Consider the following 19,044-nt stretch of genomic DNA (forward strand, 5'->3'; position numbering starts at 1 on the left):
CCAGAGTGCAGCAACCAATACAGGATACCAGAGTGCAGCAACCAACACAGGATACCGGAGTGCAGCCAGTGTTGAAGGTAAGGAATCCGTTGCTATAGCCACAGGAATAGAAAGTAAAGCTAGAGGTTCTTTAGGATGCTGGATAGTAGTTGCAGAATGGTTCAAAGACGAAGAATATAATTGGCACATTAAAGAGGTTAAGACAGCTAATGTAGATGGAAAAAATATAAAAGCTGACACTTACTATAGACTAGAAGATGGAGAATTTGTAGAAGCAGATAATTAACCTACATTTCGTAAATATAGCCATACATAAAATTTTTAGGAGGTTTTATTATGGAAACAAATTATACTTTTACAGTTACTAAAGATAGAGAGGTTATATTTACAAAGGATAAAGAACAAGTAAGATATTCGCACGAGAGACTAGTAGAAAACATTATATCTTCTTTTAAGTACAGCTATGATGATGCAGACTATTACGCAAGGCACATGGAAGATATATGTTTGATTGAATATGCTAGAGCTTTTAAAAGGAGGAAAAATGGAACAGATACTTGCAATCTTAAGGCATAACTTTTACCTATATTACAAAACTTTTGGACCTTATGACGAGAACACACAGCATGCATATGAAGAATGGGAAGATACACTTATAGGACATTTGGAAGAAGGAAGGGTTAAATGAGCATTTATATATTAATTGAATATGTAGAAGAGTGCAAGAAAAGAGGCGTTAAACCTACTAAGAAAGGGCTGAAAAAATTTAAAAAGTTATGGAGGGATTAAAGATGGATGAATCTACAGAAAGGAGAACTAAAAAGGCTGTTGAATTATATTTCTCTGGCTATTCTGCAAAAGAAGCTGTGGAACAAGCCAGGCATTGGAATATGGACAATGAAGCACAGGTTTATAACGAAGATACAGGAGAAATTTATAAAGATGCAGAGATGCTTACAGATGCAGAACTTAAAGAATTTCTAAAAAATATATAAAAAGAAAGCCTTTAGTTAAAAAGGCAAAATTAAAAATCGTTAGTTCCAGTATATACTAAGCTGGAAAATAAATCAATGGAGGGTTCGGAATGAAATTAGAATATAGCAATAATGGCTGTCTAATAAGGAAGGCATATGGGCTTGATATAAAAAAAGTTGGGCAAAAGGATTATGAAAGGCTGGGGGAGTTTTTACAGAAAAGAATGCCAGAGATGAAGGAGTTTGAAGATTACCCTGCTAAGATTACAATTTCTATAGAGATTTTGGACAAAGAGAAAGTTGAAACAGAGGGCTATATATTGGAAAAATCTAAGCCAGAAGAAAATATAAAAAGTGAGGATGATGAATAATGGAAAATAGATTAATTAATGCAGAACTGCAAGAAATAGAAGGGCAGGAACAACAGGGGTTTACTGTAAATGACTTAAATCAGGCAAATTGGTGTTTTAGGAAGATAAGAGCATTGAAGGAGAAAATAAATAATACAAAGGTTCTTGCAGATAAAGAAAGGGAAAGGATAAATGATTGGGAAACTAGCGAAACCAAAAGTGCAAAAGATTCTATTGCCTATTTTGAAAGTTTATTAAGTGACTATTATATAAGGTTAAAGCAGAAAGATCCAAAAGCTAAGGTTAGTACTCCATATGGCAAAATAAGCAGCAGAAAATCGGCTAAGTGGAATTATAACAATGAAGATGAACTATTATCCTACCTAAAGGAAAATGATGCAGCACTTGTAAAAATTAAAGAAAATATAGACAAGGCTGAACTTAAAAAGAAATATAAGGGTGGAGTAGATCCAGAAACAGGAGAATTGCTTCCAGGGGTTTTAATATCTACGGAGGAAACTATACAAATTAAGTCAATAGAATAGAAGGTGACATTTTTGGAGACAAGCGAGGAAATAAAAAATATTTCTACTGCAATGATAGCTATAGAAAAAGAAATACAAGGCATGACACCGGATGCGAATAATCCATTTTTTAAGTCAAGCTATATAACTCTTGACGGGATATTGGAATATATAAGACCTATTTTAGCTAAAAACAACGTGTGGTTATTTCAAAATGCTTTTGGAGATGGGGAATATATATGTGTTGTAACTAGGCTTAACCATAGTTCAGGTGAATTTATAGAAACTGATGTGTTAAAAATGAAGCCACAAAAGAATGACCCTCAACAGTTAGGAAGTTGTATAACATACGCAAAAAGATACCAGCTAGCCTCCTTGCTAGGGATATCAAGTGAAATAGATGATGATGGCAACAGAGCAACTAGAGACAACAGCAACCAAAATAATAATAATCAAAATAAAACAACAAATACAAATAATAATTCAAATAGAAAATTTAAATGCGAAAAATGTGGATCTAATATAGCTGAAAATGTTGCACAATATAGCAAAAGTAAATTTGGACATTTGCTGTGTAGAGATTGCCAGAAAAACATGAGGTGATAGGATGGCAGACGTTAAATGGATAAAGATTGTTACAGATATATTCGATGATGAAAAAATATTGCTAATTGAAAGTTTGCCTGAGGCTGATGCAATAATAGTGATTTGGTTTAAACTGTTATGCTTGGCAGGGAAAAATAATAATAAAGGGGTATTTGTCTTAAATGACAAAATCCCCTACACAGACGAAATGCTGGCAACAATATTTAGACGGCCACTGAATACTGTGAGATTAGCTCTTAAAGTGTTTGAACAATATAAAATGATAGAAATAATAGAGGGCGTTATTACAATACCCAATTGGAGCAAACATCAAACTTTAGATCAGATTGAAAGTCGAAGAGAATATCAAAGGGAATATATGGCAAGAAAAAGATATGAGCAAAAACTTATTGCTGAAAGAAAATGTGAACCTAACAGTAAAACTAACTGTGAACCTAACAGTAAAACTAATGTTAGTCCTATAGAAGGAGAAGAAGAAAGAGACCGAGATAAAGATAATAAAGAAATAGATATAGAAAATACTAATAGAGTTTCTTGGCAGGAAATTTTGACAGCATGGAATGACTTGCCAAGCCCTATAAACCCTATTAGATCTATAACAAATAAACGTAAAGACAAAATAAAAGCACGTATGAATAGTTTAAAACTTAAGCAGGAAGATATTATGCAAGCTATTAATAACATAAAAAATTCAAATTTTACACAGGGAAAGAATAATAGAAATTGGGTTATAGACTTTGAATGGTTATTTAAGGATGATACAAATTTCAGCAAGGTGCTAGAAGGAAAATATAATGGCAATAAACCCACAAGTAAAGGACAATTTAATAACTTTAAAGGCAGAGATTACAGTAAGGAGCAAATAAAAGACCTAGAAAGTAAACTTCTGGGGTATTAGAAAAGGGAATAAATATGGGACTCAGAAAGTGGGATAACAAGAAAATAACTAAACTGAAAAAGTACTGGTTATTAAGAACTAATGCTGAAATAGGGAAAATACTAGGGATGTCTGCTATTGCAGTAAGCAAGAAAGCTTGTAGCTTAGGATTGCCAGATAAAAGGAAAATGTCCAGAAACTTAGATGGAGTGTGGTATAACCCGGATTATACACTCGATTCAAAAAATGAAGAATATGGACCAAGGCTGGACACAATTAAAGAGATTAAGGGTAGACTGGCTACAGAGAAACTTAAAACAATAAAAAAGAATTTTAAGCTGGGGGATGTACTGAAATTAATAGACCATGAGGCACCGGGTAATTCAAGCAATAGAAATAACATGGAACGTTCTATTCCTGTAAAGAAGCATGGCAAAGTAATAGGCATAACAAATTACCAGGTTGTAGTTCAAAGAAAAAATTACCCAGAGTGCTTTAAGTTTGTAGATATATTAAGTGGCAAAACAATAGTGGAGGGATTAAATGTATGTAGCTAGTCAAGGAGGCAGACCTATATCGGTAGAAGAAATAAAAGGAATAAAGAACAGATTCCGTATAAAGGAAAAGGTTCGGCTAAAAGAGCATATGGGTAGAAATAAGGATAGATACATTCGAGGCACAGTAATCCATAGAACAAACTATTTTATAACGGTTTTAGTGCGGAAAAATGGCGTAGAGAGGTATTCAGAAAGTTTTAAATATGTGGATTTTGTTTTAGGAGATATAGAAAAAGTTATTTAGGAGGTAATAAAATTGATAAGTCTACAGCAGTATCTGACAGCTGGGTTAGACTTATTCGAGGAAGGATACAAGAAAGTAGGATGTAGATACAAAGTAAATGGAGTATGGCATAGAGCAAAAATAAATATAGACAAAGGGCTTATATATAGCGCAGACGGTGAAAGAGTAATTAGAAGGTGTCATATATGTATATAGTTATTGGGATATCGGCGGTTATATGCGTGATTTTGTGTTTTAAATGGAGGGAGAAATAAAAATGTTAGATAGAAAAAATGGGAAATTAGCTTTTAATTGTTTAGATGCTCAAATATTCTTAGGAGATATGTTTGCAAAGTGTAAAAATGAACATGAAGTTGAATGGGTGCAGGAACAATTGAAAGACTGTGTGGAAGGTATAGCAGAAGAAAGATTAGAAGAATTGGAAGGTGAGTAAATGAGTAAATATGATTGCTCTATAAAGGAAAGACGAGGATGTAATTATTGTCTAAGACGAAAAACTATTTATACAAAAGATGGTGATTCCAGTGCCACCATTCTTGAAGAAGAAAATATTATGAGGTTGTATGACTACCAAGAAGAAGTAATAGGAGATATACCTATAAGATACTGTCCTATATGCGGAAGAAAGTTAGAAGGTGAATAGATGAATAAAGACTTAATTGATATAGAACCAGTTGTAAGATTTACAGAAAAGCCATATCAGCTTAGAAATAGAATTGAAAGACAATGTAACCCATATCTAGGAGAGAAAATAATTCATATGGCAAAGCCGATATACAGAAAGAGCTATGAAACATATTTATTCTGCAAAGTTTGTTTAGATGATTGGGAAAATGTATGGGATATAAAGGAATTTAGACTGTATATAAATGCTAACAATCCTAAAGAAGCGCGAGAGAAAATAATAGCTTGGCTAGATAAAAGATATATGGATTTTGAAATATTATTTGTAAATGTAAAGAAAATCGAAAGTGAGGATAAATAGATGAAATATTATAATAACACAGATAATTTTAGAAAGAGAACACATACGGTAAGAGTTACATTTCAATTTGAAGATTATAAAGGACATATAGCTTATAAAATGGGCGGAAATTGTATGGGGTTAGACATCTTAAATACATTCGACCCAGATTGCATAGATCAAGATGATATAGAAGGTCTTGTAGAAAATGATTGTAACTTTGCTTATAACGAGGATATGAATTTATTTAGTTTGACATTGAATAACGATAAAGGAGAAACAGTTGAATTTGAAGAAGATGAAGCTTCTGACATAAGTGCAAAAGTTGTTACTATAGAGATTATAGATTGCAAGGAGGACAAATAGATTGGATATAAGACAGATGTTAGCAGACCAGAAGAATTTAGATGATGAAATACTTAGTAATGCAGGAATAAAGGAATATCCTTTAAAAAATATGCAATTAGCTTTATTGGTAGAGTTAGGGGAATTGGCGAATGAATGGCAGGGATTTAAGCACTGGAAGAAGCATAAGGAAATCAACATGGATAAGTTGCTTGAAGAATTTGCAGATTGCTTACACTTTGCTTTAAGTCTACAAAACAACCTAGATACTGAAGAATTTAGTTTTGAACATATACAAAACAGTTATGATTTAATGAATGCAATTGAGGGTTCAGCTTCTATATCTAAGTTATTTATAGATGCCTATATAGAGATATCTGCAAATATAAAGAATACTTCCCTACTGCTTGTAATAATAGCTTTAGGATTAAATCTAGGAATTACAGGGGAACAGATGGAACAGGCTTATTACAAGAAAAACAAAGTTAACTATAAAAGACAACGGGAAGGCTATTAGATTAAGCAAAGATAAGCCTTAAATTAAATAAAAACATAAAGAGATATAAATACACCTTTAAATGTAAGATAGCTTTAAATTAACTGTATTAGAGTTTTAGTAAGATAGTTTAGTAGGAGGGATAAATAGTGATAGCAAGACCTAAATATAATCGTATATCTAAGAAATGGAATATAGCTTGTATGGTGGATGGAGAAGAAATACCTTTAGGACATCAAACGGGAATTTGCTTTAAAAATGTAGAGTTTGGAAGTAAGGATAAAGCAATAGAGTATATAGAAAACAGAGAAGGAATGGAACTTAAAGTAGAGGAGGCAAAGAACGTTGAAACCAATTCTATTTAATACAGAAATGGTAAAAGCAATACTAGAGGATAGAAAAACAAGTACCAGAAGAATTATAAAGCCACAGCCAAGATATGAGCTAAGACAAAGAGAGATAGACAAAGGCACAAATCGTTGGAATGAATACGGGAAAGAGAAAGTATTAGACAAAATTACAGGCTCAACTTGGGGATATGGAAGAATATGTAGATATCAAGTAGGAGATATTCTCTATGTAAGAGAAACATGGATGATTCAAAGCATGAGTAATTTTGATAAAAGAATTAAGTTTATGTATAGGGCACAAGGAAATAAGGACTTAGAAATAAGACATGTAAGTGATGAACGGTACGAAAAATTACTTAAATATGGATGTAAAAACGGATGGCAACCCTCTTTATTTATGCCACGTGAGGCAGCAAGGATATTTTTAAAGGTTACAGATATAAAAGCACAGAGATTGCAAGATATTACGGAAAGAGAGGTATTGAAAGAAGGGATTAGGAGATATCATTTCAATATGAATATGCCTGATGCATACGGAGATAAGTTATATACAGACCCCAAAGTGGCATTTCAAACATTGTGGAATAGCACGGTAAATAAAAAGGATATTGATGTATATGGATGGGATGCAGACCCATACGTGTGGGTAATAGAGTTCCAGAGAGTAGATAAGGAGGGATAAAAGTGTATAGATATTATTCAACTGAAAGACCTGTAAGTTTAGGAACTTATCCTAAGATAAGAGGTAATATGCCTATAAATATAGAGAATTTTAAAACGAAGATATATGTTCATGAAATAAACCGCGAAGCTTATGGATATTTAGAATATGAACATGAATTGACTGATAAACAGATATTTGGTTATGAATTATGCACTGGAAGAAATAGAGCTAGATATGTACTAGATAAAAAGAATATGGCAATATTGGATACTAAAAATAATTGTTGGGTGTGTGGAGTAGATACTAAAAGACCTGATTTGTTTGAAGACAAAATAAAAGAATTGTTGGATTTAGCTAATAGATAGGAGTGGGTAAACCTTGGATGATGATAAAAGCAGATTAATTCATATTGATGTAGTGAGAGCAAACTGGAATTTTGAAAAAAAGTGCAAATGCATGGATAGAAAATTTGTAATAGATCCTAGAAATAAAGAAGTATATTGTGCAAGTTGTGGAGCATGGGTGGATCCCTTTGAAGCACTTATGGAAGTATCAAATTATTTTGAAAAAGAAAATAATAGTCTTGATAGATTATATGATCAAAAACAGGAATTAATGAAATATAAACCATATTTAAGAGTTATTAAAAGTCTAGAAAAACAATATAGGGGACATAAAATGATACCTATTTGTCCAGTGTGCCGTCAACCTTTTTATCTTGAAGAATTGACAGAATGGGAAGGCAAAGACTATGCGGATGCAAGAATAAAAAGGAGAAGCAAATCTTGAGTATTAAAATAGGAGCTACAGTAAAACTAAAAAACGGTAATACAGGTAAAGTAATAGGGCAGCTAGAGAGTAGAGAATACATGGTAAAGAGCAGTAAGAAAGGAGAGGTTATATATTGCCAGAAGAAAGATATTGTAAATGTAGAGAGATAGGTAGGGAGAAATATTTATGAAGAAAAAAATTCCAATAAAAATCGTTGCCGGTAAGACATATAAGAATTTTGCTGACAATTGGAGAACGGTACTGACGGTTACAGAAAGTTCAACAGGGGTTAAGGTGATGTACGAAGATGGCACAGGGCTTCCAAGGACTTGCGAAATAGATACATTTAGGCAGTGGATAAAAAAGAATTATTACTAAAATTGAAGTATAGAAAGGTAGGCAATATGAAATTAAGGCAAAGGAGTGAATCACAATAATGAATTTTAATGTAACTTTAGATAATAAACAAATTGATGAAATTGCAAATGTTACAGCAGATAAGGTTTTAGCAACCGTTAAATACCAAAGAAACAATGAAGATTGGTATGAAAGCGAAATGAAAGATCTTAAATTAGCAGTTCGGAAAAGAGACAGTATGTTAGTTCAGAAAGATTTATGCATAGAGAGGTTAAGAGAAAGAATAAAAGAACTAAGGACCCGGTATAAAGGGAGGAATGAGAATGCGTGAAACAGATATGGATAATCCAAAAGTTAAATATATGATATGTGCTTTATGCCATAAGAAATTACATCCATTAGATGCACACATGATTAGAATAAATGGTAAATTAGATGTTGCACATATAGATTGTTGCAAAAAATTAAGGAGAAATTGAAATTGCCAAGGAAAGATAAATATTATGGTACGTATATAAACCTGCATGGATTAATGCTTAAAAAGATAAGAAAGCTTGGATATAAAGGCTATCATGCTCAATTTAGGATAGTGTGTAAAGCGAAATCAAGAGCAGAAGCCAACAGAATTGGAGAAAAGTATGGATTGGGTGAAAAAGCATTTGTTCCAAATTATACATCTGAAACAGCAAATGAAACAGCAATAAATATGGCTGATAAATATGGGCTGACAATCTGTTTAAATGGCACTACTGGGAGAAATTATATAGACATAAGATCAATTCTATAAAATTTAATTTAAGGCACTAATACACTAAATGCGGAATAGTTACAGATATAGTGTATTAGTGTAATAAAATAATATAACAGGTATAAAATAATGCTTATAAAAAATAAAAAGCCTATAAAGTTTGGTAAGCAAATAAGTATATGGGATAGAAAGATACTTAAAGGGGAGCAGTTAAAAATGGATTTAGATAAGGGAGGTAATGATTATGGGAAAATATCAAGTAATTTATACAGATCCACCCTGGAGTTATAGGCAGCAAGGGAAAACAGCTAGAGGAATTGCAGCTAATCATTATTCCACAATGTCTACAGAAGATATATGCAATTTGCCAGTAAGAGATATAGCAACAGATACATCCGTATTGTTTATATGGTCTACATTCCCCAATATACGAGAGGCATTTAAGGTTATAGATGCGTGGGATTTTATATATAAAACAGCTGCTTTCGTATGGATAAAGAAAAATAAAAGGAATAAGGATACTAATTTCTGGGGTATGGGAGCTTATACAAGGGCTAATGCAGAGGTGTGCCTATTGGCTGTATCTAAAGGCACAAAACCAGGGAAGCAAATATTAAGGCACGATATACACCAGATTATAGAAGCTCCAGTGATGTTGCATAGTGAAAAGCCCAGGGAGGCTAGAGACAGGATAGAAATGTTGTTTGGAGATGTACCACGGATAGAATTATTTGCAAGAGAAAAAGCTCTGGGATGGGATGCGCTGGGTTATGAAATAGATGAAATGGATATAAGGGAAAGCATTAAAAAGATAGGAGGGAATATATGACGGAAATCAATGTAGTTCATAATATGGATTGTTTGGAAGGTTCCAAAGATATAAAAGACAAGAGTATAGATATGGTCTTTACTGATTTGCCATTTGGTGAAACTAAAAATTCATGGGATAAAGTAATTCCTTTCAATGATCTATGGAACGTAATAAATAGAGTAAAAAAAGATAATGCTGCGGTATGTCTATTTGCTAAAGGAAAATTTCTAGGACAATTGATGTGTAGCAATCTTAAAGATTATAGATATAAGATAGTCTGCAAGAAAAAACAGCCTAAAGGATGGTTAAATGCTAAAAAAATGCCTTTAAAGGCACATGAAGATGTTTTGGTATTTTATAAAGAACTGCCAATATATAACCCTCAAAAAACACATGGGCATTCTCCCGTTCATAAATATACCAAGCATCAAACAGATGGAAGCAATTATGGGAAAACTAAAACAGGAATCAGTGGAGGAGGGAATACAAATAGAAACCCTATAGATGTTTTGGAATTTGCATGGGATACATTTCCTATACACCCTACACAAAAACCTCTGGAATTATGCGAATGGTTTATAAAAACATATACAGACGAAGGAATGACTGTATTAGATTTAACTGCAGGTTATGGGAGCATTCCTCTAACAGCCAGAAAGTTAAATAGAAATTTTATAGCTTTTGACAATGGCAAGTGTGAGAACAAAAAGAAACTAGAATATTACGGTAGATATTGGGCTGATTTAGCTAATAAAAGAATAGAAAGGGAGGTAATCTATGAAGAAAGTATATATACTATCCAGCCGTGAGAAAAAGGATATATGGTGGGGAGAGGTATTGGGTGCTGCTGTAGGGTTATTGGCAGTTATTAGATTTTTAATATAGAAGGAGAGGTAATAGATGAATAAAAGTGATATAGAGTTTTTAAAAGAACTTCAAAACGAGATGCTTACACAAGATACTGTTAGCCAGGCGGACCCGCGGTTTTGGGTAGTTATGCAAACCGTAAGGGATTATTGGGTAGATGATGATGTAGACGGATTTTGTATCTATGATAACAATAGTGCAGAAAATGCATTTGAGGGTGAATTTGAAGAATTAGTAGATTGGTTGAAAGAAAACTTTAATGTAATAGTTAAATGCGAATATGATGGAAGTTTCATTGATATAGTTTGTGAAGATGAAAATGAATTTTTCACTGACAATATATCAGAAATAGAGGACTTTTTAGAAGCATATGCTCCTGGTGAATATTCAATTTGTAATTACAGAGACAGAGAAGAAATAGCCCAAGATACAATGTTTCTTACTCTTAGAGAATGTAAGAAACATATAAAGACTAACGGATATCACTATAACAAACCTCATCCGTATGCAATGACAGCATGGAGAAGCCCACAAGTAGAAAGGTTGTATAAGATACTGCAAAATACCAATTGGGATGAATTGTTAAATTCTTAATATAAAGGAGTTGCAAGAAATGGAAAAGATGAAGGAATGCCCATTCTGTGGAGGAGAAGCGAAAATTGCTATATGGGAGCATGGATATATACCAGTTTGTAAAGAGTGCCCTGCCATGATTAAACCACTTGTTGCTTTTAGAACAGAAGAAGAAGCCATTCGTGCATGGAACATTAGAAAATGAAAGGGAGTCAAGCTAAAATTACGTAACAAGGTGAAGTGATTAAAAATTGTATAAATATAATGATTTGGAAAAACTTAGAAAATATTTAAAAGAAGCTGGAATTGAAATTGAGGAAATCCCAGAATTAAATAGATTTAAAAAAATACTTTCAGAATATTCAAGACCAGTTAGTGATAAAGAAATACTTGAAAATACAAAAAGAGATTTAAGAAAAACTAAGCTACCTAAAGGAATAGAACAAGATTTAAAATTATTATTTTGGGAGGATGAAGATTAATGTTTAAGAAAATTAATGAAACAGAAAATTTAGGCAATGAAGAGCAAAGAATAAAATATCAAATAAATAGAGCTAAAGAATACCTAGAAAAACATAAATCAAGGAATGGAAGCGAAAACAGTTTAGAATGTTGTATTATTAGTGATTTATTAAGGATAATCGAAAATAAATAGATCACAGTCTCAATATTTAAGAAATTAAGCTAAAAACATGCAACAGTTCTATATTAAGTGTATTAGATAAATAATAATGTAGTACAGTATAAAAGCTGTACTACAAACAAAGGAATGATCAGATGGGTACAAGAGAAATACATCATTGTTCTATATGTGGAACATGTTATCAAGTACAGTTACACCATGTTGCGTTTAGAAGTCGGGCTCCTCTATTAAAAAATATACGATTAAATTTTAAATATTTATGTAATAAACACCATCAAGGTAAGAATGGCCCACATAAAAACAGGTATGTTGATCTCACTTATAAGCTGGAACTTCAGGATAAATTATTTGAGTTATTCAGCAAAGATTTCTACTCAGAAAAAGAAATACAAGAGTTATTGAATACCACATCTAGTACAGCAAAAAAGATATGTAAGAAACTTAGATCATATAAAGATGGATATAGCAGTAAAGAACTTGTTAAAAGACTTATGGGAGATAGGATATATACGCAAGAGGAATTAGAAGAAGTGGAATATGAGGATCCGTGGGAAGGAGTATTGAAATGACTAAAAGCGATTTAGATAAAAGAATATGTGATGTAGAATCTAAGGCTAAAAATACAGATACTTACAGAGAGTTTATAACACAATCCGAGGATGAATTTGGGCTAAAGCATGAGCCTATAGATGATTTTACAGATATAGAATTAGAGAAATATATAGAGCGGTTAGACCATATTTGGGAGAAATAGGAGGATTAATTAAATGAAAACATATAGAACTATAGATTTACTTAATGCAGTATACAACGGAAAGATATTTAAGCATGATTTTAAGAATGCTAAGACAGGAAGAATAATTACTCAAGGAACCGACCATACAAAAGATGGTATTTACAACAGTGACCAGTCTAAGTGCTTCTTTTGGGTGGGAAGTGGAATGAATTTTATAAATGTAAAAGATATGGATACTCCACTACAACTTGAAGAGTTTCTTGAAGAAGAATGGGAAGAAGTCCAAGAGCCAGTAAGTTTTATGGAAGCTATGACAAAATGTAAGCCAATAAGAGTAGAACATAAAATGCTTGACAGGTGGGAGTACCAATATGCTGATGACTTATTGCAGAAAATGGGTGATTGCCTTACCTTAAAAGAAATTAAAGAAATAGTAGAACATGGTAAATGGTATATAAAGGAGGATGAAGAGTAATGAGTTGTAAGTGTGCAACATTTGATGAAGATACAGGAAGATATGACTGTAGTGTATCAGGAGACCAGTGCATGTATTTGTTTCCTAATTCCAAACAGTGTGCAGAAGATTATGGAGAAGGTCCGGATGCAGAAAGTGAGGATGATGGATAGATGATTTTAGCTATTGATCCAGGCAATGAAGAAAGCGCATTTGTTTTATTGGAAAATAATCTAAGCGTAAATGATAAAGGCAAAGTTGGGAATAAAGAACTTCTTGATATTATGTATGACTATTTATCAGAAGATTTAGAAAAACATGAGATAAAAATAGCAATAGAAATGGTAGCAAGTTATGGAATGGCTGTTGGCAGAGAAGTATTTGACACCTGCGTTTGGATAGGAAGATTTTTTCAACATGCAGATAGATTTGGATATACTCCAACTTTTATATACAGAAAAGACGAGAAAATGGATCTATGCCATAGCATGAAAGCTAATGATAGCACTATAACCCAGGCTTTGGTAGATAGATTTGCATATGGAGTACGAAACCATGGTAAAGGAACTAAAAAAGAAAAAGGGTGGTTCTATGGGTTTAAAAAAGATATATGGCAAGCCTATGCAGTTGGGGTTACTTATTTTGATAAGTATTTAGTAACTGAAAATGCAAATGAAATTTATAACAAATAAGGAAGGCGATTAAATGAGTATAAAACCAATAGAAACTATAGAAGTAACTAATGCTATATGGACTACTGCCAAAAGGTTAAATAGTGGCGTGGATATAATAGTACAAAAGGCAAAGGAGTATGCACAAGCTGAAAGGGATTACAGAATGGCTCTATCTATTAAAATTGTAGAATTAAAAACTCAGAGAATGCCAGTTTCTATCATAAATGATGTTGCCAGAGGTAGTGAAAATGTGGTTAATTTGAAATTTAAAAGAGATTTGGCACAAGAGGTATATAAAGCTTCAAGAGATAAATTAAATGCCCTTAGTAATGAATTAAGCGCCATGCAAAGTATTCTTAGAGTGCAAACTAATATAGAAAAGTGAGGGGGTATGTATGGATTTATCGGAAATGACAATACAAGAAATAAGAGATTGGATTAAAATAAACGAAGGGAACATAAAAGAATATGAAGAAAAAATTACAAAAATAAAAAAGTTAAATAAGAAATTAAGATATGCCATAGACGTTAAAATAGCCACGAAATAGTGTACATTCTTAATATTCAAAACAATATATGCTAAACTATATAGTAGATGTTATATATGTTCTATTATAAGTATAATAAGGAGGTGTGATATGGACACCAAATTAAAAGAAATGGAACAAAAATTATATAATTATTTCAACAGAGAAAAAAGGTTGCAGGCTCTTAATAAAAGGCTAGAGGTACTTAAAAGTCAGATTTCGCAGATAGATTATAAATTAGGACACATAGATTACAGTTTGCCGGAAGAATCTATTCAAATTGGATATGAGGAAAGGGTGCAAACAAGCCCTACAGGATATAGTTTTGCAGAGAAAACATTGTATAGCATAACAGATAAGCTAATAAAGAATAAAGCTTATAAACAACAGCAGGTAGCAGATATAGAAGATAGGATTATGCAGATACAGGAAGATAACATTATTATAGAGGATAATATAAAAGACCTGAGAGATGGAGACAAAGAGTTTCTAAAAGAAAAATTTTATGGGTACGGGAAAACGGACTGGCAGATGGGGTTCAAATACGGGATAAGTCAACCCGCAGCTACAGAGAGAAAAAATAAATTACTAAGGAATATATTAAATTGGGAAGATTGGATAATGGTTAGTAGAGTATAGATTAATTTCTATGCTCTTTTATTTTTTTAAAAAGTTCAAAAAAGTATTGACATAGTATCCACGTGGATATATAATATAAATATAGAAAGGAAAGGGGATATAAAAGATGAAATTTAATGGAGAATTAATAAGAAAGGCACATAAGTTAACAAAAGAGATTAAATCAGAATATCCGGAGGTAAATTACCAGTTTCAGTTTGGATTGAGTTTAAAATATCTCCTTTCCAATAAGGAAGAAGGGAAAATGGGTAAAATAGAAATTATCATTAACTTTATAGAAAAAGGTATAGATGAAATTACCAACCCAGCTAAACCGGATATAAAAAAGAGAAGATTAAAAATACTACAAGAAAATAAAAATTTATTTAAAGAAGAAGATTTTGAGCAATATATAACCTTAAAGGAAGGGCTTAATAAAGCCATGGAAATTGCAAGATACGCAGTAAGCAAAGGAAAAGCTCCTAAGCAGCTATATGTAATACTCCATAATATCTTATTTATGGTAGGACCAAAAATGGAAGGTATTTTTATAGAAGATAAGAAAAATTTAGTTTTAATCAAAATGCCAAAATGGTTAGCAGCAAAAAAATTAATAAGAGAAGAAACTGTTTGTAAGATAGAAAAGGAAACAGAGAAAGCAGTATATACATCTACTCGTATCTGGCTACCTAAAAACCAGATTGAAATAATAAGAGAATTTTAGAGGAGGAATTAATTATGCAATTAAAGGACGTTAAGACGCTCAGACAAGTGGCAGAGGAAACAGGTATATTTATTAAGACTCTGCAAAAAAGACTAGATAGTAAAAGTTATAATCTTATAGAAGGAAAAGATTTTGCGAGGCTTGGAGATAGGCAATCTACAATATTATCTCCTATAGGAGTAAGAAAAATAACTGAAGGAGTAGGATGCACATATACCGATATAAAAAAATACGACTTAGAAGCAGAGGATAATCTTGTATTGTCATGGACAGAGGAACGACTTGGAGATGCACAAAAATATATAGTAGTTGGAGAAATGGAAAAGGTAGAGCCACAATATTATTTTTCCGAAAAATATGAGGGATATGTAGACTTAAGTTTGGATCCATCCATGGCATTTGTATTCATAAAGGGGCTGGATGATGCAAAAGATATTTTAACAAATTATTGGCTCCTATCTAAAAAACCAATAAGAAAGTTTTTTGAACTTATTACAAAGCATGAAACCTGGTTTTTACCATGGAGTTTTAAAGAGTATATGGAGCATACTTATTTAATAGAGGAATTAGATTGCCTGCCAAAAGAGAATTATTATATACAGTATAAAAAGACACATAGTGCAGAAGAAAATAAACTTATGGCTCAATTACTTATAATTGAAAAAGATTAATAAAATATAAAAAATTCAGCTTATGAAGAGGTTATTAAGTGCTTATGAACTACTTATTAAAATATTGTCAAAATGAGATATAATAATACTAATGAGAAAATTAAATGGGATAGGGTAGCGCCCGAAAGTACATACGCCTAATGTATTTCTCATTTATTTTAATTTAGGTATTAGCACAAAGGCGGTGTTATAATGGGTTATCAGGAAGCTATAAAAGACAATATATCTATGTTCAAGGATCGATATGGGGATAATATATACCGAGCTAGATGTTATATATGTGGCAAACCTGTTAATACAAGAGTATATCATTCTAATACAAATTATAGATGCAAGGAATGCAAAGAGAAAGAAGCTAATAAAACAAGATTAATAAGTACTGAACTAAAGCGTAAAAAATTAGAAAATGCTATTAAAAGGATAAAGAGGCAAAAGAACAATATTAAGCAATATGGACATGCTATAGAAAAAATAAAGGAACTTTTGCCAACACCTAATTGGTTCCAAAGCACAGAAGAGATAATGGTTGGTATAGAATTATATAAAAGAAAGATAAAGTTTAATCATCAAGTTAAAATAAATAAATATATTGTAGATTTTGTATTACCAGAACAAAAAATTGTTTTAGAGGTTGATGGAGAATTATTCCACAATGAGTTGACTATAGAAAAAGAAAAAATAAGAGACAGTATAATACTTTTAAACTTGGGACCAGAATGGGAAGTTATAAGAATAAAAGATAAATATATAAATAAAAATATAAACAAATTAACAACTGCAATTACTAAGGTAAATAACATGAGAAAACATTATAGACTATCACACAATGGCCAATTGCCTAAGGGGTTTAATGAACATTGTGTTTGATATTATAGTATTAGGGACTACAGATAGTAAAGCGTAACAATTTAGTTAATCTTCCATTGCCTGTGGCTGTAGGGCATAATAATATACAGCCCCAAATGAGCTTATATAGCCTCTTAACAATGCGAAACTATAAGACCAGGTTAGCCACCTGCCTAAGGAACAAAGGAAACGGCTATTTAATATATCCCCTTATAAAGACACTTAGATTAAATTCTAGGTGTCTTATTTTTATGGATAATTTCTTGAAAGTGTTGTTAGGTTTTGATATTATATATTTACAATATAAATTTTAAATATATATCTTGAAAGGCGCCTGGTTTAACTGGGTGCCTTTTGTATGCAATAAAATATTAAAATTAATGATTAAAGACAAGCTAAAACGGTTATATATTAAATAGAACAAGCTTTTTAGGTTTGCAGGAGAACACCTGCCACCTTCCCAGGGGAGACGAATAGCCGGGTATGCTCCGGCTGCTCCTGAAGTATATAAAATCATGAGAGGGATTAACAATGAATGATTTGATAATTAAAAATGTAAATTTTGAAACTATAGATATGTTAGCATGTAAGACTAAAGATAAAAAAATATTTGTTGGGATTAAAAGTATATGTGGTGGATTAGGGATTGATTATTCTAGCCAATTAAAAAGAATTGGCAGAGATGATGTACTTCCGGAGGGGATGGTTAAAATGACCATACCTTCAATTAGTGGAAACCAGGAAACAAATATGATGGATATTGATTATTTACCATTTTTCTTAATAGGAATAAAAGCATCTATGTGCAGAAAAGAAGTAAGATCCAAGCTAAAAGAGTTCAAACTAAAAGCAAAAGATATATTAGCTCAAGCTTTTATAAGGGAAAGACAATATAATGGACATTATCTATTACAACGTGAAGCTGGAAAAATAGTAAGAAATATGTTAACAGATACAATAAAAGATAAAATACCAGATAGCCCGCATAAAAAGTTTGCATATCCAAATTATACAAAATTAATTTATAAGATATTGTTTAATAAAACAGCAGGACAGTTAAGAGAGGAAAGAAAAGTACCAAAAAGAAAAAGCTTGCGAGATTATCTTAATTTTGATGAATTGAAGGAAGTTCAGGAACTTGAGAATATCATAACAGGATTAATTTCATTAGGTATGGGATATGATGAAATTAAGGATATATTGAATCAAAAATACATAAAGAAAATAGCTTAGAGTACCAGATAACCTGGTACTTATTTTTTATATGGAGGTACGTATGACTATTACAAGTTATAATAATGGTAATTTAATATATTACAGAAATAAACAATGGCTATATGAAGATGGAACTTCTATAGATAAAGAGAATAGACCTTGCCCTAAATGTGGTAAAATGCCTACTAAAAAAGGATATGATGCTTGTTTAGGATATATTCCAGGAGTTATAAATGCATGCTGTGGGCACGGAGTTGCTAAAGGATATATAATGTATAAAGATGGCGGTATAAAGGAGTTACCTAAATTATAGGAGATACATATGAAATATGAAGTTTTGAACTATAAAGAAAATAAAGAAGACGTTGCATACATAGGTTCATCTGGAACCCAGCAACTTATAACATCAATTGAGTTTAAATTAAAAGTAACGCAAAATGGAAAGAACGTAATAAAACCATATAATATACAAACATATGGGGAATTTATTTTACCTACTGATTTACAGGATTTTATAGAGAAAGAAGCTAAAAAGATAGCCAAATTAATTAAATAATAAGAGCACCTTAGAGAGCCTATATTATAGATACAAAAGTCTATAATATAGGCTCTATTTTTATGTAGAGGAAGTGAGAATATGAAGTTAAGATGTACTAAATGCGGTAAGCTTTTAGGGAAAATAGATGGTACAGCAGATGCAGAAATAAAATGTCCAAGATGTGACACTATGAACAAATACAGTATAAAACCTACTGATATAAATAAAGAGGATGTTGAAGAATTGATGAAGCCCAGGAGTTACAAGAGAGTTAACGGAGCATTAAGGGAAACGAGGTAAGGAGATATGAAAGCTATATT

44 protein-coding genes and 1 pseudogene are annotated in these 19,044 nt (G+C 31.9%); all 45 read left to right on the top strand.

Annotation, left to right across the window (positions count from 1 at the left end; all coding sequences use genetic code 11):
- Window positions 1-286 (top strand): annotated as a pseudogene (locus AB8U03_RS15420) (DUF7666 domain-containing protein); the annotation flags it as partial.
- A gap of 50 nt (window positions 287-336) precedes the next feature.
- Window positions 337-576: a hypothetical protein gene (locus AB8U03_RS15425; RefSeq protein WP_369705446.1), complete on the top strand. Its 240-nt coding sequence runs from the start codon at window positions 337-339 to the stop codon at window positions 574-576.
- 215 nt (window positions 577-791) lie between these two features.
- Window positions 792-995, top strand: coding sequence for a hypothetical protein (locus tag AB8U03_RS15430; RefSeq protein ID WP_369705447.1), 204 nt, complete (start codon window positions 792-794; stop codon window positions 993-995).
- An 89-nt stretch (window positions 996-1,084) separates the two neighbouring features.
- Window positions 1,085-1,345, top strand: coding sequence for a hypothetical protein (locus AB8U03_RS15435; RefSeq protein WP_369705448.1), 261 nt, complete (start codon window positions 1,085-1,087; stop codon window positions 1,343-1,345).
- Window positions 1,345-1,869 (top strand): host-nuclease inhibitor Gam family protein, encoded by a 525-nt coding sequence (locus tag AB8U03_RS15440; RefSeq protein WP_369705449.1) that lies wholly within the window; start codon window positions 1,345-1,347, stop codon window positions 1,867-1,869. The genes AB8U03_RS15435 and AB8U03_RS15440 overlap by 1 nt, the downstream gene beginning before the upstream one ends.
- A 12-nt stretch (window positions 1,870-1,881) precedes the next feature.
- Window positions 1,882-2,451 (top strand): ERF family protein, encoded by a 570-nt coding sequence (locus AB8U03_RS15445; protein ID WP_369705450.1) that lies wholly within the window; start codon window positions 1,882-1,884, stop codon window positions 2,449-2,451.
- A gap of 4 nt (window positions 2,452-2,455) precedes the next feature.
- Window positions 2,456-3,352, top strand: a complete 897-nt coding sequence (locus tag AB8U03_RS15450) for a phage replisome organizer N-terminal domain-containing protein (RefSeq protein WP_369705451.1) — start codon at window positions 2,456-2,458, stop codon at window positions 3,350-3,352.
- A gap of 14 nt (window positions 3,353-3,366) precedes the next feature.
- Window positions 3,367-3,888: a hypothetical protein gene (locus tag AB8U03_RS15455; RefSeq protein ID WP_369705452.1), complete on the top strand. Its 522-nt coding sequence runs from the start codon at window positions 3,367-3,369 to the stop codon at window positions 3,886-3,888.
- Window positions 3,875-4,132: a hypothetical protein gene (locus AB8U03_RS15460; RefSeq protein ID WP_369705453.1), complete on the top strand. Its 258-nt coding sequence runs from the start codon at window positions 3,875-3,877 to the stop codon at window positions 4,130-4,132. The genes AB8U03_RS15455 and AB8U03_RS15460 overlap by 14 nt, the downstream gene beginning before the upstream one ends.
- A gap of 12 nt (window positions 4,133-4,144) precedes the next feature.
- Window positions 4,145-4,327: a hypothetical protein gene (locus AB8U03_RS15465; protein ID WP_369705454.1), complete on the top strand. Its 183-nt coding sequence runs from the start codon at window positions 4,145-4,147 to the stop codon at window positions 4,325-4,327.
- Window positions 4,328-4,388: 61 nt separating this feature from the next.
- A complete protein-coding gene (locus tag AB8U03_RS15470) occupies window positions 4,389-4,565 on the top strand; it encodes a hypothetical protein (protein WP_369705455.1) in 177 nt (58 codons plus the stop codon).
- Complete coding sequence (locus AB8U03_RS15475) at window positions 4,566-4,775, top strand: hypothetical protein (protein WP_369705456.1); 210 nt, start codon at window positions 4,566-4,568, stop codon at window positions 4,773-4,775.
- Complete coding sequence (locus AB8U03_RS15480; RefSeq protein WP_369705457.1) at window positions 4,776-5,117, top strand: hypothetical protein; 342 nt, start codon at window positions 4,776-4,778, stop codon at window positions 5,115-5,117. It abuts the gene before it with no gap.
- Window positions 5,118-5,462, top strand: coding sequence for a DUF5406 family protein (locus AB8U03_RS15485; protein ID WP_369705458.1), 345 nt, complete (start codon window positions 5,118-5,120; stop codon window positions 5,460-5,462).
- 1 nt (window position 5,463) lies between these two features.
- Window positions 5,464-5,958 (top strand): dUTP diphosphatase, encoded by a 495-nt coding sequence (locus AB8U03_RS15490; RefSeq protein WP_369705459.1) that lies wholly within the window; start codon window positions 5,464-5,466, stop codon window positions 5,956-5,958.
- Between the two features lie 128 nt (window positions 5,959-6,086).
- Window positions 6,087-6,302 carry a hypothetical protein gene (locus AB8U03_RS15495; protein WP_369705460.1) on the top strand — a complete coding sequence of 72 codons (216 nt, stop codon included), beginning with the start codon at window positions 6,087-6,089 and terminating at the stop codon, window positions 6,300-6,302.
- The gene (locus AB8U03_RS15500) at window positions 6,283-6,969 is read left to right on the top strand and encodes a hypothetical protein (protein WP_369705461.1); all 687 of its coding nucleotides are present in this window, start codon (window positions 6,283-6,285) and stop codon (window positions 6,967-6,969) included. The genes AB8U03_RS15495 and AB8U03_RS15500 overlap by 20 nt, the downstream gene beginning before the upstream one ends.
- Before the next feature lie 2 nt (window positions 6,970-6,971).
- A complete protein-coding gene (locus tag AB8U03_RS15505) occupies window positions 6,972-7,316 on the top strand; it encodes a defense against restriction DarA-related protein (protein ID WP_369705462.1) in 345 nt (114 codons plus the stop codon).
- A gap of 13 nt (window positions 7,317-7,329) precedes the next feature.
- Window positions 7,330-7,740 carry a hypothetical protein gene (locus AB8U03_RS15510; RefSeq protein WP_369705463.1) on the top strand — a complete coding sequence of 137 codons (411 nt, stop codon included), beginning with the start codon at window positions 7,330-7,332 and terminating at the stop codon, window positions 7,738-7,740.
- The gene (locus tag AB8U03_RS15515; protein ID WP_369705464.1) at window positions 7,737-7,892 is read left to right on the top strand and encodes a hypothetical protein; all 156 of its coding nucleotides are present in this window, start codon (window positions 7,737-7,739) and stop codon (window positions 7,890-7,892) included. The genes AB8U03_RS15510 and AB8U03_RS15515 overlap by 4 nt, the downstream gene beginning before the upstream one ends.
- A gap of 16 nt (window positions 7,893-7,908) precedes the next feature.
- Window positions 7,909-8,100, top strand: coding sequence for a hypothetical protein (locus tag AB8U03_RS15520; RefSeq protein WP_369705465.1), 192 nt, complete (start codon window positions 7,909-7,911; stop codon window positions 8,098-8,100).
- Between the two features lie 58 nt (window positions 8,101-8,158).
- Window positions 8,159-8,410: a hypothetical protein gene (locus tag AB8U03_RS15525; protein ID WP_369705466.1), complete on the top strand. Its 252-nt coding sequence runs from the start codon at window positions 8,159-8,161 to the stop codon at window positions 8,408-8,410.
- Window positions 8,403-8,558 (top strand): hypothetical protein, encoded by a 156-nt coding sequence (locus AB8U03_RS15530; protein ID WP_369705467.1) that lies wholly within the window; start codon window positions 8,403-8,405, stop codon window positions 8,556-8,558. The genes AB8U03_RS15525 and AB8U03_RS15530 overlap by 8 nt, the downstream gene beginning before the upstream one ends.
- Window positions 8,559-8,560: 2 nt before the next feature.
- Window positions 8,561-8,866, top strand: a complete 306-nt coding sequence (locus tag AB8U03_RS15535) for a hypothetical protein (protein WP_369705468.1) — start codon at window positions 8,561-8,563, stop codon at window positions 8,864-8,866.
- A 205-nt stretch (window positions 8,867-9,071) separates the two neighbouring features.
- Window positions 9,072-9,656 (top strand): MT-A70 family methyltransferase, encoded by a 585-nt coding sequence (locus AB8U03_RS15540; RefSeq protein ID WP_369705469.1) that lies wholly within the window; start codon window positions 9,072-9,074, stop codon window positions 9,654-9,656.
- Window positions 9,653-10,447, top strand: coding sequence for a DNA-methyltransferase (locus AB8U03_RS15545; RefSeq protein ID WP_369705470.1), 795 nt, complete (start codon window positions 9,653-9,655; stop codon window positions 10,445-10,447). Before AB8U03_RS15540 ends, AB8U03_RS15545 begins: the two co-directional genes overlap by 4 nt.
- A gap of 91 nt (window positions 10,448-10,538) precedes the next feature.
- Window positions 10,539-11,099 carry a hypothetical protein gene (locus AB8U03_RS15550; protein WP_369705471.1) on the top strand — a complete coding sequence of 187 codons (561 nt, stop codon included), beginning with the start codon at window positions 10,539-10,541 and terminating at the stop codon, window positions 11,097-11,099.
- 19 nt (window positions 11,100-11,118) lie between these two features.
- Window positions 11,119-11,283: a Lar family restriction alleviation protein gene (locus AB8U03_RS15555; RefSeq protein ID WP_369705472.1), complete on the top strand. Its 165-nt coding sequence runs from the start codon at window positions 11,119-11,121 to the stop codon at window positions 11,281-11,283.
- Between the two features lie 64 nt (window positions 11,284-11,347).
- Window positions 11,348-11,560: a hypothetical protein gene (locus AB8U03_RS15560; protein WP_369705473.1), complete on the top strand. Its 213-nt coding sequence runs from the start codon at window positions 11,348-11,350 to the stop codon at window positions 11,558-11,560.
- Entirely contained in the window at window positions 11,560-11,733 is a 174-nt protein-coding gene (locus AB8U03_RS15565; RefSeq protein ID WP_369705474.1) for a hypothetical protein, read from the top strand. The genes AB8U03_RS15560 and AB8U03_RS15565 overlap by 1 nt, the downstream gene beginning before the upstream one ends.
- A gap of 122 nt (window positions 11,734-11,855) precedes the next feature.
- The gene (locus tag AB8U03_RS15570) at window positions 11,856-12,290 is read left to right on the top strand and encodes an HNH endonuclease (RefSeq protein WP_369705475.1); all 435 of its coding nucleotides are present in this window, start codon (window positions 11,856-11,858) and stop codon (window positions 12,288-12,290) included.
- Window positions 12,287-12,475: a hypothetical protein gene (locus AB8U03_RS15575; protein ID WP_369705476.1), complete on the top strand. Its 189-nt coding sequence runs from the start codon at window positions 12,287-12,289 to the stop codon at window positions 12,473-12,475. Before AB8U03_RS15570 ends, AB8U03_RS15575 begins: the two co-directional genes overlap by 4 nt.
- Window positions 12,476-12,488: 13 nt before the next feature.
- Complete coding sequence (locus AB8U03_RS15580; RefSeq protein ID WP_369705477.1) at window positions 12,489-12,932, top strand: hypothetical protein; 444 nt, start codon at window positions 12,489-12,491, stop codon at window positions 12,930-12,932.
- Window positions 12,932-13,084 carry a hypothetical protein gene (locus AB8U03_RS15585; RefSeq protein ID WP_369705478.1) on the top strand — a complete coding sequence of 51 codons (153 nt, stop codon included), beginning with the start codon at window positions 12,932-12,934 and terminating at the stop codon, window positions 13,082-13,084. The genes AB8U03_RS15580 and AB8U03_RS15585 overlap by 1 nt, the downstream gene beginning before the upstream one ends.
- Window positions 13,085-13,603, top strand: a complete 519-nt coding sequence (locus AB8U03_RS15590; protein WP_369705479.1) for a hypothetical protein — start codon at window positions 13,085-13,087, stop codon at window positions 13,601-13,603.
- Window positions 13,604-13,616: 13 nt separating this feature from the next.
- Window positions 13,617-13,970, top strand: a complete 354-nt coding sequence (locus tag AB8U03_RS15595) for a hypothetical protein (protein WP_369705480.1) — start codon at window positions 13,617-13,619, stop codon at window positions 13,968-13,970.
- A gap of 10 nt (window positions 13,971-13,980) precedes the next feature.
- Window positions 13,981-14,133, top strand: coding sequence for a hypothetical protein (locus AB8U03_RS15600; RefSeq protein ID WP_369705481.1), 153 nt, complete (start codon window positions 13,981-13,983; stop codon window positions 14,131-14,133).
- A 90-nt stretch (window positions 14,134-14,223) separates the two neighbouring features.
- Complete coding sequence (locus tag AB8U03_RS15605) at window positions 14,224-14,751, top strand: hypothetical protein (RefSeq protein WP_369705482.1); 528 nt, start codon at window positions 14,224-14,226, stop codon at window positions 14,749-14,751.
- Window positions 14,752-14,857: 106 nt separating this feature from the next.
- Complete coding sequence (locus AB8U03_RS15610; protein ID WP_369705483.1) at window positions 14,858-15,454, top strand: hypothetical protein; 597 nt, start codon at window positions 14,858-14,860, stop codon at window positions 15,452-15,454.
- A gap of 14 nt (window positions 15,455-15,468) precedes the next feature.
- The gene (locus AB8U03_RS15615; RefSeq protein WP_369705484.1) at window positions 15,469-16,125 is read left to right on the top strand and encodes a hypothetical protein; all 657 of its coding nucleotides are present in this window, start codon (window positions 15,469-15,471) and stop codon (window positions 16,123-16,125) included.
- Window positions 16,126-16,317: 192 nt separating this feature from the next.
- Window positions 16,318-16,992: an endonuclease domain-containing protein gene (locus tag AB8U03_RS15620; protein WP_369705485.1), complete on the top strand. Its 675-nt coding sequence runs from the start codon at window positions 16,318-16,320 to the stop codon at window positions 16,990-16,992.
- 510 nt (window positions 16,993-17,502) lie between these two features.
- Window positions 17,503-18,204, top strand: coding sequence for a phage antirepressor N-terminal domain-containing protein (locus AB8U03_RS15625; RefSeq protein WP_369705486.1), 702 nt, complete (start codon window positions 17,503-17,505; stop codon window positions 18,202-18,204).
- A gap of 43 nt (window positions 18,205-18,247) precedes the next feature.
- Complete coding sequence (locus AB8U03_RS15630; protein ID WP_369705487.1) at window positions 18,248-18,499, top strand: hypothetical protein; 252 nt, start codon at window positions 18,248-18,250, stop codon at window positions 18,497-18,499.
- A gap of 9 nt (window positions 18,500-18,508) precedes the next feature.
- Window positions 18,509-18,742, top strand: a complete 234-nt coding sequence (locus AB8U03_RS15635; protein WP_369705488.1) for a hypothetical protein — start codon at window positions 18,509-18,511, stop codon at window positions 18,740-18,742.
- Window positions 18,743-18,823: 81 nt separating this feature from the next.
- Window positions 18,824-19,024 (top strand): Com family DNA-binding transcriptional regulator, encoded by a 201-nt coding sequence (locus tag AB8U03_RS15640; RefSeq protein WP_369705489.1) that lies wholly within the window; start codon window positions 18,824-18,826, stop codon window positions 19,022-19,024.
- Window positions 19,025-19,044 lie beyond the last annotated feature (20 nt).

This window comes from Clostridium moutaii, from assembly GCF_041205085.1.
Lineage (GTDB): Bacteria > Bacillota > Clostridia > Clostridiales > Clostridiaceae > Clostridium_B > Clostridium_B moutaii.

Excerpts from the sequence above, each read along its gene's own strand:
- AB8U03_RS15425 (WP_369705446.1), top strand. The coding sequence starts at position 337 with ATGGAAACAAATTATACTTTTACAGTTACTAAAGATAGAGAGGTTATA.
- AB8U03_RS15430 (WP_369705447.1), top strand. The coding sequence starts at position 792 with ATGGATGAATCTACAGAAAGGAGAACTAAAAAGGCTGTTGAATTATAT.
- AB8U03_RS15435 (WP_369705448.1), top strand. The coding sequence starts at position 1,085 with ATGAAATTAGAATATAGCAATAATGGCTGTCTAATAAGGAAGGCATAT.
- AB8U03_RS15440 (WP_369705449.1), top strand. The coding sequence starts at position 1,345 with ATGGAAAATAGATTAATTAATGCAGAACTGCAAGAAATAGAAGGGCAG.
- AB8U03_RS15450 (WP_369705451.1), top strand. The coding sequence starts at position 2,456 with ATGGCAGACGTTAAATGGATAAAGATTGTTACAGATATATTCGATGAT.
- AB8U03_RS15455 (WP_369705452.1), top strand. The coding sequence starts at position 3,367 with ATGGGACTCAGAAAGTGGGATAACAAGAAAATAACTAAACTGAAAAAG.
- AB8U03_RS15460 (WP_369705453.1), top strand. The coding sequence starts at position 3,875 with ATGTATGTAGCTAGTCAAGGAGGCAGACCTATATCGGTAGAAGAAATA.
- AB8U03_RS15470 (WP_369705455.1), top strand. The coding sequence starts at position 4,389 with ATGTTAGATAGAAAAAATGGGAAATTAGCTTTTAATTGTTTAGATGCT.
- AB8U03_RS15475 (WP_369705456.1), top strand. The coding sequence starts at position 4,566 with ATGAGTAAATATGATTGCTCTATAAAGGAAAGACGAGGATGTAATTAT.
- AB8U03_RS15480 (WP_369705457.1), top strand. The coding sequence starts at position 4,776 with ATGAATAAAGACTTAATTGATATAGAACCAGTTGTAAGATTTACAGAA.
- AB8U03_RS15485 (WP_369705458.1), top strand. The coding sequence starts at position 5,118 with ATGAAATATTATAATAACACAGATAATTTTAGAAAGAGAACACATACG.
- AB8U03_RS15520 (WP_369705465.1), top strand. The coding sequence starts at position 7,909 with ATGAAGAAAAAAATTCCAATAAAAATCGTTGCCGGTAAGACATATAAG.
- AB8U03_RS15525 (WP_369705466.1), top strand. The coding sequence starts at position 8,159 with ATGAATTTTAATGTAACTTTAGATAATAAACAAATTGATGAAATTGCA.
- AB8U03_RS15530 (WP_369705467.1), top strand. The coding sequence starts at position 8,403 with ATGCGTGAAACAGATATGGATAATCCAAAAGTTAAATATATGATATGT.
- AB8U03_RS15540 (WP_369705469.1), top strand. The coding sequence starts at position 9,072 with ATGGGAAAATATCAAGTAATTTATACAGATCCACCCTGGAGTTATAGG.
- AB8U03_RS15545 (WP_369705470.1), top strand. The coding sequence starts at position 9,653 with ATGACGGAAATCAATGTAGTTCATAATATGGATTGTTTGGAAGGTTCC.
- AB8U03_RS15550 (WP_369705471.1), top strand. The coding sequence starts at position 10,539 with ATGAATAAAAGTGATATAGAGTTTTTAAAAGAACTTCAAAACGAGATG.
- AB8U03_RS15555 (WP_369705472.1), top strand. The coding sequence starts at position 11,119 with ATGGAAAAGATGAAGGAATGCCCATTCTGTGGAGGAGAAGCGAAAATT.
- AB8U03_RS15565 (WP_369705474.1), top strand. The coding sequence starts at position 11,560 with ATGTTTAAGAAAATTAATGAAACAGAAAATTTAGGCAATGAAGAGCAA.
- AB8U03_RS15570 (WP_369705475.1), top strand. The coding sequence starts at position 11,856 with ATGGGTACAAGAGAAATACATCATTGTTCTATATGTGGAACATGTTAT.
- AB8U03_RS15575 (WP_369705476.1), top strand. The coding sequence starts at position 12,287 with ATGACTAAAAGCGATTTAGATAAAAGAATATGTGATGTAGAATCTAAG.
- AB8U03_RS15580 (WP_369705477.1), top strand. The coding sequence starts at position 12,489 with ATGAAAACATATAGAACTATAGATTTACTTAATGCAGTATACAACGGA.
- AB8U03_RS15585 (WP_369705478.1), top strand. The coding sequence starts at position 12,932 with ATGAGTTGTAAGTGTGCAACATTTGATGAAGATACAGGAAGATATGAC.
- AB8U03_RS15590 (WP_369705479.1), top strand. The coding sequence starts at position 13,085 with ATGATTTTAGCTATTGATCCAGGCAATGAAGAAAGCGCATTTGTTTTA.
- AB8U03_RS15595 (WP_369705480.1), top strand. The coding sequence starts at position 13,617 with ATGAGTATAAAACCAATAGAAACTATAGAAGTAACTAATGCTATATGG.
- AB8U03_RS15600 (WP_369705481.1), top strand. The coding sequence starts at position 13,981 with ATGGATTTATCGGAAATGACAATACAAGAAATAAGAGATTGGATTAAA.
- AB8U03_RS15605 (WP_369705482.1), top strand. The coding sequence starts at position 14,224 with ATGGACACCAAATTAAAAGAAATGGAACAAAAATTATATAATTATTTC.
- AB8U03_RS15610 (WP_369705483.1), top strand. The coding sequence starts at position 14,858 with ATGAAATTTAATGGAGAATTAATAAGAAAGGCACATAAGTTAACAAAA.
- AB8U03_RS15615 (WP_369705484.1), top strand. The coding sequence starts at position 15,469 with ATGCAATTAAAGGACGTTAAGACGCTCAGACAAGTGGCAGAGGAAACA.
- AB8U03_RS15620 (WP_369705485.1), top strand. The coding sequence starts at position 16,318 with ATGGGTTATCAGGAAGCTATAAAAGACAATATATCTATGTTCAAGGAT.
- AB8U03_RS15625 (WP_369705486.1), top strand. The coding sequence starts at position 17,503 with ATGAATGATTTGATAATTAAAAATGTAAATTTTGAAACTATAGATATG.
- AB8U03_RS15630 (WP_369705487.1), top strand. The coding sequence starts at position 18,248 with ATGACTATTACAAGTTATAATAATGGTAATTTAATATATTACAGAAAT.
- AB8U03_RS15635 (WP_369705488.1), top strand. The coding sequence starts at position 18,509 with ATGAAATATGAAGTTTTGAACTATAAAGAAAATAAAGAAGACGTTGCA.
- AB8U03_RS15640 (WP_369705489.1), top strand. The coding sequence starts at position 18,824 with ATGAAGTTAAGATGTACTAAATGCGGTAAGCTTTTAGGGAAAATAGAT.